Below are 20153 nucleotides of genomic sequence, written 5' to 3'. Positions count from 1 at the left end.
ATCTTTTGGCACACTTATGTCTTATTTGTTTGTGCATAATTGAATTAATGATATGGATATTCCATTAGAGAAGAAAAGATTTACCACATCAAGGATTTTTATTTTAACGACCATAGTCCTTTTTATTGCATTTGTAGTTTTCGTTATTGTTTCATCTTCTGGTCCTTCAAAGTTGAATGTTGAGAACGAACGACTTACAATAAGTGAGGCTGTCCAAGGAGTTTTTCAAGAAGATATTCCCGTAAATGGGATAGTTCTGCCTATTACAACAATTTATTTGGATGCAGTAGAAGGTGGACGAGTGGAAGAAAAGTTTGTTGAAGATGGAGCTATTATGAAAAAAGGTGAACCAATCCTTCGGCTTTCTAATACTGATTTGGAGCTAAGCCTAGTGAATCAAGAAACCGCTGTTTACAACCTGCTTACCCAGATGCAGATTCAGCAGAATTCAGCGAGACAAAATACAATTAACAGGTTAAATCAACTAACGGATGTTAAAAATAAACTTATCGAAGCAAAGCGCGTTTACAATTTGAATCAAAAACTTTATGATAAAGATGCGATCGGAAGACAGGACCTAATAGCTTCTGAAAATGAATACAATTATCAAAAACAACGGTTAGAATTAGCTCAACAGGTAGTAGCTCAAGATTCAATTGCTACAAATCAAGAATTTTCTCAAGCACAAGACTCATACCAACGAACTCGCACTGCACTTGAGTTGATGCGGAAAAAAGTAGGTGATTTGATAGTGAGAGCACCCGTAGATGGTCAATTAACCTCACTTGACGCTGAAATTGGTCAGTCTAAAACCAAAGGGGAGCGGCTTGGACAAATTGATGTTCTGAGTGGTTATAAGGTTCGAGTTGAGGTTGATGAACATTATATCGCTAGGATTTATGCAGGACAAATTGGGACCTTTAATTTTAGTGGAAAAACCTATACATTGGAAATTAAAAAAGTTTATACTCAGGTGATAAACGGTCGTTTTCTGGTGGATATGCATTTTCAAGCTGAGGTGCCTGCTGGAATTAGAAGAGGACAGACACTTCAAATTCGTGTAGCACTTAGTCAAGAAAAACAGGCTCTGTTAATCCCGAAAGGTGGGTTTTTCCAGCAAACAGGGGGGAATTGGATATTTAAACTAAATAAGGATCAAACAACTGCTTATAGACAATCCATCCAGTTAGGAAACCAGAATACTGAGTTTTATGAAGTTATAGATGGGTTAAATCCAGGAGATAAGGTTATTACTTCAGGATATGATAATTATGGAGAAATCCAAGAACTTATATTAAATTAACTGTATCAATTAGAATGTACACAATAATAGAATTATGATAAAAATTACCGATTTAGAAAAATACTATCGTACCGAAGAAGTGCAAACAATTGCCTTAAACAAACTTTCTTTTGAAGTAAAAGAAGGAGAGTTTGTAGCCGTAATGGGGCCTTCTGGTTGTGGTAAATCAACCTTGTTAAATATTCTGGGACTCTTGGATGACCCGGATAATGGTAGTTTTATATTTAATGGAATTGAAGTTTCAGGTTTTAATGAACGTAAGCGAGCGAACTTGAGGAAACATAATATTGGGTTTGTATTTCAAAGCTTTAATCTCATAGACGAATTAACTGTTTTTGAAAATGTTGAACTTCCTTTAATCTATACTGGTGTAAAACCTTCAGAAAGGAAAAAACGAGTTCATGAAGTTTTGGAAAAAATGCAAATTATGCATCGACGCAAGCATTTTCCTCAACAACTCTCAGGAGGACAACAGCAGCGTGTTGCAGTAGCTAGGGCTGTAGTGAACAATCCTAAGTTAATTCTAGCGGATGAGCCTACTGGTAATTTAGATAGTAGTAATGGTAATGAAGTGATGGATCTTTTAACAGCCTTGAACGAACAAGGAACCACAATCGTAATGGTTACTCACAGTGAACACGATGCTAAATTTAGTCATAGAATTATCAGAATGTTGGACGGTGAGAAAGTAACAGAAAATGTACTGGTATAGAGTTAAAGGTCTAAATTAAAAGGATAAATGATGATTGTAAATTATATAAAAGTAGCCTTCCGCCATTTGTTGAAAAACAAACTTCCTACTAGTTTAAATATTATAGGTCTTACCGTTGGTTTGGCTAGTATTATGACCTTAGGGTTTGGGGTGTATTCTTATTACGATGCTGACTCGTTCATAGAGAAAAAAGAAGAACTGTACACACTTAAAACAGTTTTGGCTAACGGGGATGAAATTGACCAAACTACTTACCCGCTTTTAGGTGAAATAATACATACTTCCCCTGATGTAGCTGCAGCAACACATATACAAGGATGGAATTGGCCTTGGCTGAAGGTTGAGAATAAGGAATTACAGAAAAACACCAAATATGTAGATACAAGTTTTTTTAAGGTTTTTACACTCCCCTTGAAATACGGAAATCCCAAAACGGCACTCCAAGGAAAATATGAAATTGTTATTTCTGACGAAGTTTCGAAGCAGTTGTTTGGAGATTTAAATCCAATTGGCCAAAATATAACATTAGATGATAGTCTTAATGTGACTATTCAAGGAGTTTTTAAATCATTAAATCCTTATTCTTCATTAAAATTTGAAGTGTTATTACCAACAGCCTTATTAGAGTCAACATCTGATTTTAAACAGGGAGCGAATTGGTATAATTCTTTTTCGTACAACTATATCAGGTTAAAGAAAGATACCGATATCAATAAGTTAGAAGGAGATATCTGGGAAATTGTAATGAGGAATTATGAGAGCACAAAAGGGCTGGAGAGAATAGCTCTAGCTTCTTTCCTAAACTATCGTGAGGATTACAATCCTACGGTTGATACGATCATTAAAGGATCTATTGCTACAATTGTATTTGTCCTTATTATTGTAATCATCAACCTTCTCAATCTAAACACTTCTGTCATATACAACCGCAAAAAGGAATTGGCGGTACGTAAGATTGTCGGAAGTGGAAAACGAAGTTTAATAGCACAGTTTTGCATCGAAAACGCAATGCTTGTGTTTACTTCTTTGATAATTGCTGGGATTCTGTTTATACAAGTCCTTTTACCTGCTATGAATACCATTTATGGATCAAGGTTTGGGAGTATCCATTTTGATTTAACTTCTGATTACCCCATCGTAATACTTTATGTTCTTTCGGGCATATTAATAACCGTTATTGTAGGAATAATACCGATACTGAATATTATCAGTATGCCAATTATTCTATCCCTTAAAGGGAAAAGTCAGAACACAAACAAAAGCTTTTTTGTGCGGAATACATTTATTACAATTCAGTTTGCACTGGCTATAGTTTTTATTTGTGTGGCACTGGTTTTAAAAAATCAAATTCAATATATGAATAATGTTCCGCTGGGGTATAATCCGGAGGGTGTGAGTATTGTTAAACTGAATTTAGATTATAAAGATAAAGAAGCGGCAAATTCAAGAATAGCCGTAGCATTGGAAGAATTAAAAAACAATCCATATGTTCAAAGTTTTTCAACTACCGAGGTAATTCCAACGTCCTATAGATACAATTATAATAATTTCTATGACCCTGTGTCAAAAGTAGAATTGGGCATACGAAAAGGCCATGCAGGGCAGGGTTATGCAGAAACATTCGGGATTTCACTCATTGAAGGACGAGATTTTGATGAGCTTCGAGACGCCTCTGAGAGCAAGTCGGTTATCATCAACAGAAAAGCAATGGAATCGTTTGGTTGGAGTAGTATTGCCAATAAGAAGGTAGTAGAAAAAGGAGGGAAAGAAGAAACCTATAATGTGATAGGACTATTAGAGGATTTTCATTACCAAGATATGCAAAATGATATTGAGCCTATTTTACATTATTATGGAGGTAAGAGAGGGTTAGGATATAACAATAGTTACTTAAGCATAAAAATTACTCCAGGTAAGGAAGATTTGGTTATAAATAATTTAAAAGGGGCATTTGATGATATAGCATCGCGACATGAGTTTAATTATGAACCGATGAACGCACGTGTGAGTTCACAGTACAAACTTTTAAATGGCATACTTAATACCGTAAACTATGTTGCTTTTATAACCATTATTATTACCTGTATGGGGATGTTTGGTCTTATTTCTTTGAATGCAAGGAAACGGGTTAAAGAAATAGGAATCCGAAAGGTTTTAGGTGCTGGGACAGGAACGATTACGTATTTACTTTCAAAACAATTCATAAAGCTAGTGTTATTGTCATGCGTCATTGCATTTCCAATTGCATGGTATGTGATGGATTCATGGTTACAAAATTTTGCTTACCGGATTGACATTAAATGGTGGATGTTTGCCGCCTCTGGGTTAATTGCACTTTCTATCACAGCTATAACTGTAGGATTTCGATCCATAAAGGCAGCGAGTGCTAATCCTATTAAAAGTTTAAGAAATGATTAAAGTATCAAAAAGTACATCAGTATGGTTAGAAATTATCTTAAAATAGCGTGGAGGAGTCTTTTGAAGGATAAAATATTCTCCGGAATTAACATCGTGAGCCTTTCGGTGGCTTTTGCAATTGCTTTGTTATTAAGTCTCTATGCGCTTTTCGAGCTTTCTTTTGACCGTTTTCACAAAAATGCGGCTAGCACTTATCAAATTTATGCCACAGTTCAGACTTCTGATGGTCCGAAATCCCATGATTCAAAACCAATTCCTTTTGCGAGTTCACTTCAGGAAGAAGTACCTGGGGTGGAAAAGATAAGTAGGTATAATGGATCAAAGGTACTTGTGATAAAAGGAGATAAGGAGCTGTCAATGGGGGCAGCCTATGTGGATCCCGATTTCTTTTCCATTTTCAGTTTTCCATTCAACCAAGGAGATAAAGCGCAGCTACTCACGGATAAATCAACTCTTGTTATTACCAAAAAAGCCGCATCTATTTTATTTGGAAATGAAAAAGCATTGGGTCAGACTGTATACCTAATGATTCAAGGTGAAAAAAGGCCGTTTACAATTTCTTCAATTCTTGAAAATATCCCTGAACAAAGTAGTATACAATTTGACCTTGCCATAAACTTCAAGCACCAATCTGATGCCATATATGCAAATAATGTGGGCAATTGGAGTAATTCAAATCATTCGGTTTATTTACAACTTTCAAATGGTATTGATCCATCCCAATTTGAAAAATCCACTAGGGCATTTACAGCATTGCATTTTAAAGGGTTTATAGAGGATTATAAAAAGAGTGGAGTCCAAGCAGACCAAAACGGTCAATATATACAACAAAAGTTATTATCCCTAAAGGATCTTCACTTTACTACTGAAGTAAACGGAAATGCGAAAGTAAGTCGTGTGTATCCATACCTAGTTTTGGGAATTGCTCTTCTAATACTTTTTATTGCAAGTGCGAATTTTATAAATATGAGTATAGCTAAATGCACGAAGAGATTACAGGAAATTGGTATGAGAAAAACATTGGGAGCAAGTAATACACATTTGTTTTTCCAATTTTGGGGTGAGAGTATATTGGTCTATAGTTGTGCTTTGATTTTGGGAGTATTACTGGCTAGCATGTTACTAGAACCATTTCAGACTACTTTTAGAACATCTGCCTCCTTTAGTAATACACTGAGCCCATTTGTGATAATTATTTATTTGATGCTATTGCTTATCATCACTTTTATTGCAGGGGGTTATCCATCCTTAGTCATGACTAAGCATAATACAATACAAAGTTTAAAAGGTAAACTAAAGCCAACAGATAAAAACTATATAAGTGATGGCCTGATGATACTTCAATTTGCAATAACAGTTTTGCTTATCAGTGGAACACTTGTGCTAAGGGATCAACTGGAATACATGCGTAGCAAAGATATTGGCTTTAATAAAGAACAAGTCATTGCATTTCCACTAAACGGGAAACGGGAAGATAGTCAGGCCATCCAATTATTGCGAAATGAACTGAGCGATACCCCTGGAATTATTAGTATTTCGGCGTCCAACAATATTTTAGGGTTAGGGAAAGATGGTTCATCTCATGAAAGCGAAATTGGTTTTGTTTATAAAGGACGGCGTGTAGATACTAATATCCTAAGTGTGGATTATGATTATATTCAGACATTAGATATAGAACTTTTAGAAGGCCGTTCTTTTAGCCGACAATTTAAAAGTGATAGTTTAGGGTTGATTATCAACCAAGCAATGGCACTTCAACTCGAGGAAAAGGATCCTCTACAGACTCAAATATTTCTCAGTGAAACTATTCGATATTCAGTAATAGGTGTGGTTAAAAACTTTAATTATCAGGGATTCAATTCAACTATAAAACCACTAACGATTTTTCTTCAGCCTAAAGGTGATATGAGTAATGTATATATTAAAGTTGCTTCAACACATCTTTTAAGTTCAATGGATGAGGTAAAAAAAGCTTGGAACAAAATAGAACCTAATGTTGAATTTCTAGGCTCCTATCTAGATGAGAATATTGACCGAACTCTAATTAATGAACGCCTTATGGCATCAATGATTGGAAGTGGATCCATACTGGCCATTATTTTAAGCTGTGTTGGATTGTTTGCCATGTCATTGCTAATGGTTGAACAAAGAAAAAAGGAAATTGGTATTAGAAAGGTAGTCGGGGCAAGTGTCTCTACTATAACATTTCTACTAGTCAAACAATTTATAGTATTGGTAATGTTAGCCTTTTTAATTAGCGCTCCTATAGCTTGGTGGGTCTGTTCCAATTGGTTACAAACCTATGTTTTTCGAATCGAATTAAGCATATGGACATTTCTCTTTGCAGGGGTGCTTGTATTGCTTATTTCCATTGCAACTATTGGGGGAAGAACCATCAGGTCGGCACTCCAAAATCCTATTAAAAGCCTACAAACCGAATAAAACAAATGGCAATGATCAGAAATTATCTTAAAATAGCTTGGAGAAATTTACGACGCAATAAGGTTTATTCCCTTATTAATATACTGGGATTAAGTTTAGGGCTTAGCTGTGCAATGCTCATCCTTTTATATGTTAAGGACGAGGTTAGCTTTGATATGTTTCATGAAAATGTGAATAACATCTATAGGGTAACACAGGAGAAAACGATTAATGGAAAGCTACATAAAAACGGAAATTCTGGATACCTTCAGGGCCCTAGATTTAAGCAAAATGTAGCAGGTATTGAATCTTTTGTACGAATCCAAGGAGGAGCAGAAGATATAAAGAAAGATGGTGCTATTTATTCGCAAAAAGTATTAAGAGTTGACTCGACCTTTTTCTCCATTTTCAGTTTTCCTCTTTTGGAGGGCAATCCAAAAACCTGTTTAAAAAATCCTAATTCAATAATAGTTTCGGAAGATTTTGCAGAGAAGCAATTTGGACGCTTGAATGTTTATGGGGAAACGGTTATGATCCGTCAAGACAGTATATTTACCCCTTTTAAAGTGACTGCAATAGCAAAAAATAGTCCTCAGAATTCTTCTATTCAATTTGATGTGCTACTACCCTTTAAGGTCTCTGTAGAAGATGCTAACAATGATCTTAACTGGTATAGCTATTTTTTAAACACCTTTGTGGTATTAAATCCATATTCGGATAAAACCGATATAGAAGAACAAATGCAAGCATTTTATGAAAAGGATGCTTCGGGAGCGTTTAAATCAATGATAGAGCGGTATGGAGGAGGTCAAGATGCCACCATGGGTTCCTATTTGTTGCAGCCCTATTCCACGTTACACCTTGATACAGAACGTCCAGCGCAAAATGGATTGAGTAATGCAGGGAATCCAATGTATTCTTATATACTTTCAGGAATTGCACTTTTTGTGCTCATAATAGCTTGTATTAATTTTATAAACCTAACAATAGCCAGATCAATTAAACGCGCTAAAGAAATTGGAATCCGTAAGGTAGTTGGAGGTGATCGAAAACAACTTATTATACAGTTTTTAGGGGAATCTTTTTTACTTTGCTTTATGGCTTTTGCAATGGCTATTATTGTTGTTCTACTAGTATTACCTGTGTTTAACGAACTCTCAAATAAGGCGCTCTCATTTTCGTATTTACTCGATTTTAGATTGATCCTGGCATATCTAGGTTTATTTCTATTTACCGCTTTATCAGCTGGCTTTTATCCTGCTTTAGTACTTTCAAAATACAATCCAGTTGAGATTTTGTATAGTCGTTTTAACATTGGAGGGAAAAACTACCTTCAAAGATTCTTGGTCGTTTTACAGTTTTCACTTGCTTCATTCTTAATTATAGCAACATTCACTATATATAGGCAATTCAACTATTTGACAAACGCTGACTTAGGCTATGATGATAGTAATATAATTAGTATATCAAAAGGTTATATCAGTAAAGACAAAGCAAAACTTTTCAAAAATGAGCTGCTTACAGATGTTAATATTGTTTCAGTAGCACCTAACAATGTGGGCCATTTATGGACCATGGCTAAACTTGCAAATGAGGAGGAAATTAACTTTAGTTACGCAGTGATCGATGAATCTTACTTTCCAGAGCTAAAAATTCCAATTGTCAAAGGAAGAAATTTTTCTCCAGATCACCCTATGGATGCTTCAAAGAATATCATGGTAAACCAGGCATTTGTGGAAAAAGCCAATTGGGAAAATCCTATAGGACAAACTGTTAATTTCTTTTATAACCAGAATGAAATTTACCAGGTAATTGGTGTGATTAAAGATTATCATTTCTTGTCATTGAATCAGAAAATTGAACCACAGTTATTTACTATGATAAGCAACATTTCTTTTGACAATTTTGACATAAAAATCAAACCCAATTCTGCTACTCAGAGTTTAAAACACATAGAAGAATCTTTTAAGAAAATATTTCCACTTAGTCCTTATTCCTACGTATTTAAGGACGATGTGAATAAGGAAGCCTATCAAGCAGAAGCTAAATGGAGAAAAATACTACTATTTGGCGCCCTGCTTACCATTTTTATTTCTTGTATTGGGTTGTTTGGATTAACAGTCTTGTCATCCGAAAAACGGACTAAAGAGATTGGGATACGTAAGGTGTTAGGGGCTTCAGTGAGTGATGTCATGAACATACTTTCATTGGATTTTTTAAAATTAGTGGCAATTGCGCTTGCAATTGCTATTCCTATTGCTTGGATGGCGTCAAATACCTGGTTGGAAAATTATCCGTATCGCATTGATATAGGCTGGAAAATGTTTGTTATAACGGCAACATTAGTGGTAATTATCGCATTGATAACTGTAGCTTTCCAAGCTATCAAAACAGCATTAGCAAATCCAATTAATAGCCTAAGAAACGAATAATTAAAATCAAACAAATCATGTTGTTAGAACTTAAAAATATATTTAAATGGGTGAATTCAGGCGGGAATAGATTTTACATGCTCAAGGATGTAAACCTAAAGGTAGAAAAGGGCGCTTTTATATCCGTTATGGGACCTTCTGGCTCTGGGAAGTCTACCTTGCTTAATGTTTTAGGTATGATAGATACTTTTGATGAAGGGGAATATTATTTTAACGGGGAACCTATACACCAATTAAAGGGAAAAATGAGATCGCACTTATTTAAGGAAAACATCGGTTTTGTTTTTCAAGCCTATCACCTCATTGATGAACTCACTGTATATGAGAATATTGAAACTCCACTGCTCTACAAAAAATTTAAATCCTCAGAGCGGAAAGCACTTGTTTCGGATATGTTGGATCGTTTTAATATTGTAGGTAAAAAAGATTTGTTTCCAGCTCAACTAAGTGGTGGACAACAGCAATTAGTTGGAGTTGCTCGTGCTCTAATAGGTAACCCAAAATTACTTCTAGCGGATGAGCCTACTGGAAATCTGAATTCTAAGCAGGGAGAAGAAATTATGGAAATTTTTAAACAACTAAACCAAGAAGGCGTCACTATTGTTCAGGTAACACATTCTGAAAAAAATGCTGACTACGGCACTCAAATTATTGAGCTTTTAGACGGGAGAATAATTAATAGAAAATAGCAGCCTAAAATTAGATTAAACCTTTTGATTACTTGTGCTATAATAGCAGCAGAAGAGTACTCTTTTTTACTTTTTTAAACAATCAAATTCAATTATGATTAAGATAATAACTGTACTTATATATCTTTTAGCTAGCGTATTATGTTTTGCTCAGCAGAACACAGAATTAACTCTAACATTAGAGCAATGCCTTGAAATGGCTTTGGATAATAATCTTGATTTAAAGAGATCAAGGTTGTCAAAAGACGCTTCATCTGTAAGTTTTAAACAATCTAAATCCCAAATGCTCCCTACACTAAATGGTAATTATAATTTAGGTGTTAGTAACGGACGTAGCATCGATCCGTATACTAACGATTACGTAGATCAAAAGTTGACATTCTCTAACGCTGGACTGAATCTTAATCTCACCATTTTCAACGGTTTTAAACTTTTAAATACTATTCGTAGTCAAAAATATGAATTGAATGCTGCTAAAATGGAAGTGGAAGAGCAAAAGCAAAATTTAATTTTAGAGGTGACGTTAAATTACCTTCAAATACTCAGTAGTAAAGATTTATTACAATTGGCTAATTCACGATTAGAAACAACAAAAAATCAATTAAAGAGATTAAAGTCACTTTATGAAGAAGAGGTAGGAAATCCAGCCGATTATATGGACATGAAAGGACAGTTAGCCTCAGATATGACCAATGTTATAAATGCAAATAATAACCTTGAGGAAGCTAAACTGAATTTATTTCTTTTATTAAATATGGAACCCCATATTGAAGCAGAATTTGTAAACATGCATATTAAGGATGATATCAGGCACTATCAGTACACCTCTGAAGAGGTTTACAAAGAAGCCTTAGCGAATCTAGCTACATTCAAAGCGAAGGCGTCTAGGTTGAATGCTGCAAAAATGGAGGTGAAAGTAGCACAATCTGGCTATGTTCCCGAGGTATCTTTATTTGGTCAATTAAATACCAACTATTCAAGTGCTGCACAGTTATTTTCTGAAAAGGGTACTTCTCTTGTTGAAACTGGAGGGTTTATAACTATTGATGATGTTAATTATCCAGTAATGGAAAATGAAACTTTATTTTATGGAGAGGAAATTGATTATATGGATCAACTCAAAAATAACGTTTACACCTCCTTTGGTATTGCTGTGACGATCCCTTTGCTCAATGGGTTTGAGTCCAAAAATAATGTAGCCTTGGGGAAAATAAAGCTCGAAGAGACAAAATTGGATTTACTAAATACGAAGCGCGAGTTTAAGAATGCAATTGAACATGCATATTTACAGATGGAATCAGCTTTGAAGCGATATTATATTTATCAAGAGCAATCAGAGGCGTTTGATGAGTCTTTTAGAATTAATGAAATTAGGTTTAACAATGGAGTTTCAAATATTGTGGAATACCTGACCAGTAAAAATAACATGGACAATGCAATGATTAATCTAGCAAATTCTAAATATGAATATTTATTAAGGGTGCGAGTTTTAGAATATTACAGAGGGGTCTGATCCCCGTTATCATATAGGTGATAGAAGTAAATCAGATTATATTCACTTTACTTGATAAATTAAATTTCTTTTAGTTACCTTTTATGTTAAAATTAAGCTGCTTCTAAATCCTGCTAAATGAGCATTAAGATATTATTATGGATTTAAAAAAAACATATACTGAATTCAAGGCCATTGACACAGTTCTCTCACTAGAAGAAGAGAGAGCACTTATGTACCGATATGTATATGCACCAATAAATTAGAAGGTAATAAGCTAACACTTTCTCAAACAACCCAGCTGTTATCTTCCAATACAATTACTGGGAACAACAACATCAGAACCTCAGATATTCTCGAACAAAAAGGTATGTATAAAGCATTGACCCGCATACTTAAAGCAGTAAGATGTGATGAGCATTTAAGCATTTCTCTGATCCTTGAATTAAATTGGTTAGTGATTGGCTCATTATGGAAAGATGACGATTCTTATTTTGATGCAAAAAACAAAGGTCAAGAGGAAGGGGAGATTAAAAGGAGCCAAAACCTTATTAGAATAAGTCAAGGAAATAAAGAATTACTTCGTCAAGAGCCATTGAGCAATCCAGACAATGTGAGTCAAAATATGAGTAATCTCATTGAATCTATCCGTCGCACTGAAAAAGATGTATTTGAGAGATCAGCTTTTTTGGCACAGGAACTATGGCTGCACCAACCTTTTGTGGAGGGTAACAAAAGAACAGGTCGACTATTGACTAATTTTTTAACAATGAAAGAGGGTTATCTTTTGTTTGTGTATGAAGATAAGAACAAGAATTATAATTCCCTCCTTATCGAACAGTATCTTGAAAGCCAACCCTACTTAATTTTGAATTATATAAAGAAGAAGCTAAATGAAACTATGCTTAATCAAATAAGGATCAATAAATTGAATGATAAAGGTAAAGGATTCAGGATGATCTTGTAATTTGAATACATCTAACAGTGACTCTGGGCTTGATTGCAATATTTATTTTGAAAGTTTCCGATTCTTCATAATTATGTTTTAATATTTTCTTTGCTCCAATGGGAGAGCCAGAGCCTCCTCTAATGTTAATAGGAAAGCCTCTAAATCTTAATGTTTAATGTACTATTAGTGTTTAAAGCTGTATCATATTTTTCATTATTCGTAATATGGATTTCGCCGCAAATACGATCAACTTGTTGTATTGTTACTTAGATTCCTCCTTAGATTGTCTCAATCTCAAAGTAGGATAAAATTTTTCTCCTTTCCAATGTTCTGAATCGATAATCATTATTATATTTGTGAACCATTTTGTGTACACAAATAAAATAATTGAATTATGAAAGTCATAGAAATTACAAGTCGTGAGTTTAGAGAAAAACAAAGAGCTTATTTCGAACTTGCGGACAAGGGAGAAAAGGTTATAATTAAACGAGGAAAGAAACAAGCTTATATTCTTACACCTATCCATTCTAATGATTTACAGATTTCTCCAGAGATGGAAAAGAAAATACAAATGGCGGTTCAGGAAGCTAAAGTTGAATATGGCACCAAAAAATCAAAACTAAAGAAGAATTGAGGGAATTACCTGATTCTCTGTGAACAGTAACGTATTGTTAATCATAGGTAACAAATTAAATTTTACCAGTCCAAGTGAACCTAAGGAAAATCTTTGTTCGTTTTATTTCGTCAAGTTGATTTTAAAAGATCTGTAATCTGATATTCACATTTTTAACGCAATTATTCAAACAATCAATCAATGAAAGTTATCTGATATGGCATTACCAATAAATATTGAAGAATTAGTTCATGGTAAAACCATTGAATGGGAACGACTAGAATTTAAAAAAGGTTGGAATCCTGAAGTGGTTATCCGTTCTATGTGTGCTTTTGCCAACGATTTGCACAATTGGGGTGGTGGTTACATTGTTATTGGTGTCGAAGAAAATGAAGGACAGCCGATATTTCCTGCTAAAGGATTGAATCAAAATAAATTAGATCCAATTCAAAAGGAAATTATACGGTTAGGGCATAAATTTTCCCCTAATTATTTCCCTATTACTCAACCATTTCTTTTAGATGGTCGGTATATTTTAGTGATTTGGTGTCCAGCAGGAGATCATAGGCCTTATTACGTACCTGAAAGCTTAGGGAAAGGGGCAAGTCGTTTTTCTTATGTTAGGATTGCTTCCAGTAGTGTCAAAGCCCAGGGAGAAAATTTGAGAAGACTCCAAGAGTTAGCAGCTCGTATCCCTTTTGATGACCGATTAAACAACCAAGCTTCTATTAATGATCTTGATCTAGGGTTGATTCAAGCGCATTTGCAGGAAGTGAAAAGCAGTTTGTTTTCAGAAAGCACTAAAATGAGTTTCCCTGATCTTTGCCGCACCATGCTAATAGCTAAAGGGCCTAATGAAGATATTAGACCAGTAAATGTGGGACTTTTAATGTTCTGTAAAAAACCGGAGCACTTTTTTACCAGAACTAGGATTGAGCTTGTGTTACATAAAGATTTAACAGGAAAACAGTTTGAAGAAATTAATTTTGAAGGACCTATTCAACTTCAATTGCGGGATGCTCTTGCCTATATAAAAGTGAATGTCATAAAAGAGAGTGTGATTAAGCGTAAAGAAAAAGCAGAATCCGATCGTTTCTACAACTACCCTTTTGAAGCTATAGAGGAAACTTTATCGAATGCGGTATATCACAAAAGTTATGAATTGGGATCACCGATAGAGGTTCAAGTGTTTCCAAATGAAATAACCGTATTAAGTCATCCAGGGCCAATTCCTCCAGTGAATGCTAAAATTCTTTCAACACAAAAACAAATCATTGCCAGGGAATACAGAAACAGAAGAATTGGCGATTTTTTAAAAGAACTACACCTTACAGAAGGGCGTGGAACAGGTGTTCCTACTATATACAATGCCATGGCTAATAACGGTTCTCCTAATCCAATTTTTGAAACAGATGAAAGAACTTATGTGTTGGTTAGGCTACCCATACACCCTGAAGTACATATGGAAGATTGGGAAAGCGAACAAGTCACCCCCCAAGTCACCCCCCAAGTCACCCCCCAAGTAAAAAGTCTGTTAAAGGTTATTACAGGAGAGCATAATAGACTGGAATTACAAGAATTACTCAGCTTATCGGATAGGAAAAATTTCCGGGAAAATTATTTACAACCTGCCCTTGAGACGGAATTAATTGAAATGACTATCCCTGATAAACCCAAAAGCAGTAAGCAAAAGTATAGGTTGACAAAAAGGGGAGGGGAAATTAAATAAACTCCAATATTCGCTCACTCTCTAACCTAAAATCCCAGTCTAGCTCTGCTCAATTAAATGAAATACAAGAACCAAAACCTTAAACAGTTTGTGTCTATAACATATTATTGCTAAAGAAGCTACTATATTTTAAGAGTTAGCAATAGAGTCATAGGCGCCCTAGTTAAAAAATTTAAAACTACCCAGCATTAGGTTAAAGTGATTTTTTTGGAAAGAGAGGAATTCTGTAAGGCTATTGGAAAGCTATAAAATAAGATTTTTGAAATCAATCAAAAATCTACCACCTTTTTGTTATCTGAAAATCAAAAACCCCTGTAAAAACAATGTTCTACAGGGGTTTTCTGTACTCGAGGCGGGACTTGAACCCGCACGGACATTACTGCCCACTGGATTTTAAGTCCAGCGTGTCTACCAATTCCACCACTCGAGCAAAATATATTATATTGGTATGCCTGAGCGAAAAACGGGATTCGAACCCGCGACCTCAACCTTGGCAAGGTTGCGCTCTACCAACTGAGCTATTTTCGCGATTTTTATGAACGTTGTCAATATAAGTTTGTAGGCTTATATTTTCTTCAATGCGGATGCAAATTTAATACAATTCTTCAAAAAGCAAAGCATTTATTTGAAAAAGAATGGATTTCATTTTTTTCAGAGTTTAACTAACTCTTTCCCAGCATTCTTTTAATCTCATTTAATTTCATCAGCGCCTCAACAGGGGTTAGGGTGTCGATATCTGTTCCTAATATTTCTTCTTTAATCTCTTCCAATAAAGGATCATCGAGATTAAAGAAACTCAATTGCATGTCTTGTTGGGTCGTTTTAAGTTTATCTGTCAACTCATCACTACTATGAGATTTCTCCAACTGTTTTAAGATCTTATTCGCCTGGTGAATCACCTGTTGCGGCATACCAGCCATCTTAGCTACATGAATACCAAAACTATGGTGGCTACCTCCTGGCTCTAATTTTCTTAAAAACAATACATTGTCTTTGAGTTCTTTTACAGATACATTGTAATTTTTTATTCTGTCAAATGTAGAACTCATCTCATTAAGTTCGTGATAGTGGGTTGCAAATAATGTCTTAGCCCTATGCGGATGCTCATGGATGTACTGCGCAATGGCCCACGCAATAGAAATACCATCATAGGTGCTAGTTCCTCTTCCAATTTCATCTAATAGAATTAAACTTCGTTGCGAACTATTATTTAATATAGAGGCAGTTTCGTTCATCTCCACCATAAATGTGGATTCCCCAAGAGAAATGTTATCACTTGCTCCAACACGTGTAAAGATTTTGTCAATAATACCGATGCGCGCTTTTTCAGCAGGAACAAAACTTCCCATTTGCGCCAACAAAACGATAAGCGCTGTTTGCCTTAATATCGCAGATTTACCACTCATGTTAGGTCCAGTAATCATAATAATCTGCTGATCCTTTCTATCTAAAAAAGTACTATTTGCAATATAAGACTCCCCAGGATTCAATTGTTTTTCAATAACTGGGTGCCTCCCGTTTACAATATCTATATCAAAACTTTCATCCAATTCAGGATGATTATAATTGTTTTCCTGTGCAAGTTGAGCAAAGCCACATAAGCAATCCAATTGAGCTATGATAGAGGCGTTTTTTTGCACCTGTTGTATGTAAGAATGCATCCAAAGAACTAATTGGTTAAATAATTGAAGTTCCAAGCTTGCAATTTTTTCTTCTGCACCTAAAATCTTAGCCTCATACTCTTTTAATTCCTCGGTGATGTAGCGCTCGGCATTTACTAAAGTTTGTTTTCGTATCCAATGTTCTGGGACCTTATCCTTGTGAGAATTCCTTACCTCAATATAATATCCAAACACATTATTACTGCCGATTTTAAGTGAGCTAATCCCTGTGTTTTGAGTCTCCCTCTTAAGCATATTATCAAGGTAGTCCTTGCCAGAATAGGCTAACCCACGTAATTCATCGAGCTCCTCAGAGAACCCTTTTGCAATAGTACTTCCCTTTGAAATGTTGGTAGGGGCCTCTGGATGTATTGTTTGCTTAATACGATCACGAAGTGCTTTACATACATTTATTTGAGCTCCAAGTGCAATTAGATTCTCGTTTTCACTTTGATCAATAGCATTTTTTATTGGCTCTATAGCATCTAAAGAATTTTTTAAATAAACCACTTCTCTCGGGCTTATTTTTCCAGTGGCAATTTTAGATATCAAGCGCTCTAAATCACTGATTTGTTTAATTTGCTCCCGAAACCAGTTCCTTAGATTTTGATCATTTTTAAAGAAACTTACAATTTGATGCCTTTGTTTAATATCATGGATATTTTTAAGAGGGAGTGCTAGCCATCTTTTGAGCAGTCTACCACCCATTGGCGAAATTGTTTTATCAATTACATCCAATAAACTAACCGCATTAGCGTGTCCAGTGTTGTAAAGTTCTAGGTTTCTGATTGTAAAACGATCCATCCACACATACTGCTCCTGGGCAATAGGTGAAATAGAAGTGATATGGTCTAATTTTTTATTTTGTGTCTCAGAGAGATAATATAGGATCGCGCCCGAAGCGATAATCCCATATTTTAGCTGATCAACCCCAAAGCCTTTGAGTGATTTAGTTTGAAAGTGCTCATTTAAGGTCTCGTTGGCATAATCTTCTTGGAACACCCAGTCCTCTACAAAAAATGCATGTAATTCTTTTGTGAAGTCCGCTCTGAATTGTGTTTTGAATTTCTTAGAAACCAACACCTCACTTGGAGAAAAGTTTTGAAGTAATTTAGAGATATAATCCTTAGAACCTTCAGTTGCGAGGTATTCTCCCGTAGAGATATCTAAAAAAGAAATTCCTAATTGCTTTTTATCATAGTGAATAGCACAAAGGAAATTATTGGATTTAGCAGCAAGAATATCATCATTAAGTGCCACCCCAGGGGTGACGAGTTCAGTAACCCCTCTTTTTACAATTTTTTTAGTGAGCTTTGGATCTTCTAATTGATCACAAATAGCCACCCGTTTACCAGCCTTTACCAATTTAGGTAAATACGTATTTAACGAATGGTGGGGGAAACCTGCTAGCTCGGTTCTGTCACCTCCATTATTCCGATGCGTTTGAACAATTCCTAATATTTTGGCGGACACAACGGCATCTTCGCCGAAGGTTTCATAAAAATCACCAACTCTAAACAATAGTAAGGCGTCAGGATACTTTGCCTTAATGCTATTGTATTGATTCATTAAAGGAGTTACTTTTTTAGTTTTAGAAGCTGCCAAAATATGTTTTTTATGTTCTTTGACGAAAGTATTATTTTTTATGCTGAAATTCCATTTCTAAGGGAAGTTTTAAGTACAATCTTTAAAAATATCACTTTCAAATAATCCCATATAATTTAAGGTGATCATTTTAATTCCCTTTTTAGAAGACCATTTGCCTTTCCGGGTGATATTTGGTTATTTTTGCCCTAAAATTGAGATTAATGCGAAAGTTAAAAAACAGCGAGTTAAATAGACTAGAAGTAGAAGCTTTTAAAAAAGCTCCAAAAACCCCTATTACAATAGTACTAGATAATATCAGGAGTTTAAATAATATCGGTTCTGTCTTCCGTACAGCAGACGCATTTTTAATTGAAAAAATTTACCTGTGTGGGATTACCGCAACACCACCTCATAAAGACATACATAAAACTGCACTCGGTGCAACGCAGAGTGTGGATTGGGAATATGTGGAGAATACAGCTCAAGTCATAGATGCTTTAAAAGAAAAAGGAGTAATTACCGTATCTATAGAACAAGCAGAAAATGCGACCATGTTAGATCAATTTGAAGTGGAGCCTACTAACAGGTACGCCGTTGTATTTGGGAATGAAGTCAAAGGAGTACAGCAAGAAATTGTAAGTAAGACTGATCACGTTGTTGAAATACCTCAATTTGGAACAAAACATTCTTTAAATATCTCTGTAAGTGCTGGAGTTGTTATCTGGGATCTGTTTGCAAAATTATCGCGCTAAAAAAAGGGACCCGTTAAACGAATCCCAAGAAATATATTAAGTAAAGTTAGCTAGTTTCCTACTATAAAATTGCCCCACGAATTAAGTGAAGAATAAGCAATAAACCAAAATATTTCTTAAAAAATTCTAAAAATGTCCAAGAGGTCTTAACCGTTTTGGTGGATTTTATCGATGATAAACTGATAGTCTCTCTGGTGTTCCACAAAATCTAACTCCGTGACATCTATGATGATAGGGTTTATTTCTGGATGAGATTTTATAAACTGTAAGTAGGCAGAGTTTATACTTTTTAAATAACTAGGATCTATTTGTTGTTCATACTCACGACCACGCTTTTTAATATTTTCTAAAAGGCGCTCATGACTTTGAAATAAATACACGTAGATATCTGGCTTAACTACTTCTTTATACATGATGTTAAAGAGCTTACGGTATAAGTCAAACTCTTCCTTTTGCAAGGTGACATTAGCAAAAATCAAGGATTTAAAGATGTCGTAGTCACTAATCATGAAATTGTTGAACAAGTTCGGCTTAGAGGTATCGCTTGTAAATTGCTGGTAACGATCCGCTAAAAAAGACATCTCCAAAGTAAAAGCATAACGATTTTGATCCTCATAGAATTTGGGAAGGAAAGGGTTATCCGCAAAACGTTCTAAAATAAGCTGTCCGTTAAAATCCTCGGCAATTTTTGTAGCCAAGGTAGTTTTGCCGGCACCAATGTTACCTTCAATGGCAATAAATCTAAATTTTGAGAAATTGTTTTTTTGGAATTGGAGTTGAAGGTCCGTTTTTTCAATCCCACTTTGATCTTCGCACTGCTCCAATAATTCACTTACAGTTTTATTTAAAACAGGATGTATTTTACCTGGTATAATCTGAGCTAAGGGTTCCAATACAAATCGCCTAAGCTGCATTGAAGGGTGAGGAACTATTAATTGTTCATCTTCAATGATGTAATCGTGATAGAATAGGATGTCTAAATCTATGGTTCGTGCTGCATAATGTTCAGCATTGGGATCACGTGTTCTACCCAGAGTGGCTTCAATACTCAGCATACAATCCAGTAATTCTTTGGGAGTGAAGGGCGTATCTATACCTAAACAGATATTATAGAAATCATCACTTTTAAAACCCCAAGCAGGAGTTTGGTAAACAGAAGAGCAGCAGACAATATTTCCTGCTTTTTCATTTAGAAGTTCGATGGCTGTTTGCAAATTTGCTTGGCGATCTCCTAAATTACTTCCTACTGACAGATATGCGCGTTTGATTAAATGTTCCACCATGCAAAGAAACAAAAGAAGGGTCATTAAAAATGGTGCTTTGAAAAAAAATTATAAACAATCGCTTAATTCTATAACCATTTAATGTGATAGAATTGTTTGTTTTTTGGGTGTA

At 35.1% G+C, this 20153-nt stretch carries 13 protein-coding genes and 2 tRNA genes; 11 read left to right on the top strand and 4 right to left on the bottom strand.

Annotated features, from left to right (window positions below):
* Positions 1-52 precede the first annotated feature (52 nt).
* The 10 genes from I215_RS11690 (at position 53) to I215_RS11645 (ending at position 14758) form a co-directional block, all read left to right on the top strand.
* Positions 53-1303, top strand: a complete 1251-nt coding sequence (locus tag I215_RS11690; RefSeq protein WP_008992177.1) for an efflux RND transporter periplasmic adaptor subunit — start codon at positions 53-55, stop codon at positions 1301-1303.
* 34 nt (positions 1304-1337) lie between these two features.
* A complete protein-coding gene (locus I215_RS11685) occupies positions 1338-2015 on the top strand; it encodes an ABC transporter ATP-binding protein (protein ID WP_008992176.1) in 678 nt (225 codons plus the stop codon).
* A gap of 27 nt (positions 2016-2042) precedes the next feature.
* A complete protein-coding gene (locus tag I215_RS11680; protein ID WP_156800265.1) occupies positions 2043-4433 on the top strand; it encodes an ABC transporter permease in 2391 nt (796 codons plus the stop codon).
* 21 nt (positions 4434-4454) lie between these two features.
* A complete protein-coding gene (locus tag I215_RS11675; RefSeq protein ID WP_008992174.1) occupies positions 4455-6875 on the top strand; it encodes an FtsX-like permease family protein in 2421 nt (806 codons plus the stop codon).
* 11 nt (positions 6876-6886) lie between these two features.
* Positions 6887-9286: an ABC transporter permease gene (locus I215_RS11670; protein ID WP_040460325.1), complete on the top strand. Its 2400-nt coding sequence runs from the start codon at positions 6887-6889 to the stop codon at positions 9284-9286.
* A gap of 17 nt (positions 9287-9303) precedes the next feature.
* On the top strand, positions 9304-9975 hold the full coding sequence (locus tag I215_RS11665; RefSeq protein ID WP_040460321.1) for an ABC transporter ATP-binding protein: 672 nt from the start codon (positions 9304-9306) through the stop codon (positions 9973-9975).
* A gap of 94 nt (positions 9976-10069) precedes the next feature.
* Complete coding sequence (locus I215_RS11660) at positions 10070-11488, top strand: TolC family protein (protein ID WP_008992171.1); 1419 nt, start codon at positions 10070-10072, stop codon at positions 11486-11488.
* Between the two features lie 349 nt (positions 11489-11837).
* Positions 11838-12434 (top strand): Fic family protein, encoded by a 597-nt coding sequence (locus I215_RS11655; protein WP_008992170.1) that lies wholly within the window; start codon positions 11838-11840, stop codon positions 12432-12434.
* A 376-nt stretch (positions 12435-12810) separates the two neighbouring features.
* Positions 12811-13050 carry a hypothetical protein gene (locus I215_RS11650; protein WP_008992169.1) on the top strand — a complete coding sequence of 80 codons (240 nt, stop codon included), beginning with the start codon at positions 12811-12813 and terminating at the stop codon, positions 13048-13050.
* A gap of 196 nt (positions 13051-13246) precedes the next feature.
* On the top strand, positions 13247-14758 hold the full coding sequence (locus I215_RS11645) for a Fic family protein (RefSeq protein WP_008992168.1): 1512 nt from the start codon (positions 13247-13249) through the stop codon (positions 14756-14758).
* A gap of 344 nt (positions 14759-15102) precedes the next feature.
* Here the strand turns inward: I215_RS11645 and I215_RS11640 are convergent.
* The 3 genes from I215_RS11640 to mutS all read right to left on the bottom strand — a co-directional run bounded on the left by I215_RS11640 (position 15103) and on the right by mutS (position 17988).
* A tRNA-Leu gene (locus I215_RS11640) sits at positions 15103-15188 on the bottom strand.
* A 25-nt stretch (positions 15189-15213) separates the two neighbouring features.
* Positions 15214-15286, bottom strand: a tRNA-Gly gene (locus I215_RS11635).
* Between the two features lie 134 nt (positions 15287-15420).
* Positions 15421-17988: a DNA mismatch repair protein MutS gene (gene mutS / locus I215_RS11630; protein ID WP_008992167.1), complete on the bottom strand. Its 2568-nt coding sequence runs from the start codon at positions 17986-17988 to the stop codon at positions 15421-15423.
* A gap of 239 nt (positions 17989-18227) precedes the next feature.
* Between mutS and I215_RS11625 the strand changes: the two genes are divergently transcribed.
* Positions 18228-18758: an RNA methyltransferase gene (locus I215_RS11625; protein WP_008992166.1), complete on the top strand. Its 531-nt coding sequence runs from the start codon at positions 18228-18230 to the stop codon at positions 18756-18758.
* 146 nt (positions 18759-18904) lie between these two features.
* Here the strand turns inward: I215_RS11625 and folK are convergent, their stop codons facing one another.
* Positions 18905-20065, bottom strand: a complete 1161-nt coding sequence (gene folK, locus I215_RS11620; protein WP_008992165.1) for a 2-amino-4-hydroxy-6-hydroxymethyldihydropteridine diphosphokinase — start codon at positions 20063-20065, stop codon at positions 18905-18907.
* Positions 20066-20153 lie beyond the last annotated feature (88 nt).

The organism is Galbibacter marinus (assembly GCF_000300875.1).
In the GTDB taxonomy this organism is placed as follows: Bacteria; Bacteroidota; Bacteroidia; order Flavobacteriales; family Flavobacteriaceae; genus Galbibacter; species Galbibacter marinus.
The sequence above is the reverse complement of the archived record's forward strand: the minus strand, read 5'-3'. Positions and strand labels throughout refer to the sequence as shown.

Bases quoted from the DNA above. Each gene is read 5' to 3' on its own strand.
- I215_RS11690 (WP_008992177.1), top strand. From the start codon at position 53: ATGGATATTCCATTAGAGAAGAAAAGATTTACCACATCAAGGATTTTT.
- I215_RS11685 (WP_008992176.1), top strand. From the start codon at position 1,338: ATGATAAAAATTACCGATTTAGAAAAATACTATCGTACCGAAGAAGTG.
- I215_RS11680 (WP_156800265.1), top strand. From the start codon at position 2,043: ATGATGATTGTAAATTATATAAAAGTAGCCTTCCGCCATTTGTTGAAA.
- I215_RS11675 (WP_008992174.1), top strand. From the start codon at position 4,455: ATGGTTAGAAATTATCTTAAAATAGCGTGGAGGAGTCTTTTGAAGGAT.
- I215_RS11670 (WP_040460325.1), top strand. From the start codon at position 6,887: ATGATCAGAAATTATCTTAAAATAGCTTGGAGAAATTTACGACGCAAT.
- I215_RS11665 (WP_040460321.1), top strand. From the start codon at position 9,304: ATGTTGTTAGAACTTAAAAATATATTTAAATGGGTGAATTCAGGCGGG.
- I215_RS11660 (WP_008992171.1), top strand. From the start codon at position 10,070: ATGATTAAGATAATAACTGTACTTATATATCTTTTAGCTAGCGTATTA.
- I215_RS11655 (WP_008992170.1), top strand. From the start codon at position 11,838: ATGTATAAAGCATTGACCCGCATACTTAAAGCAGTAAGATGTGATGAG.
- I215_RS11650 (WP_008992169.1), top strand. From the start codon at position 12,811: ATGAAAGTCATAGAAATTACAAGTCGTGAGTTTAGAGAAAAACAAAGA.
- I215_RS11645 (WP_008992168.1), top strand. From the start codon at position 13,247: ATGGCATTACCAATAAATATTGAAGAATTAGTTCATGGTAAAACCATT.
- mutS (WP_008992167.1), bottom strand. From the start codon at position 17,988: ATGAATCAATACAATAGCATTAAGGCAAAGTATCCTGACGCCTTACTA.
- I215_RS11625 (WP_008992166.1), top strand. From the start codon at position 18,228: ATGCGAAAGTTAAAAAACAGCGAGTTAAATAGACTAGAAGTAGAAGCT.
- folK (WP_008992165.1), bottom strand. From the start codon at position 20,065: ATGACCCTTCTTTTGTTTCTTTGCATGGTGGAACATTTAATCAAACGC.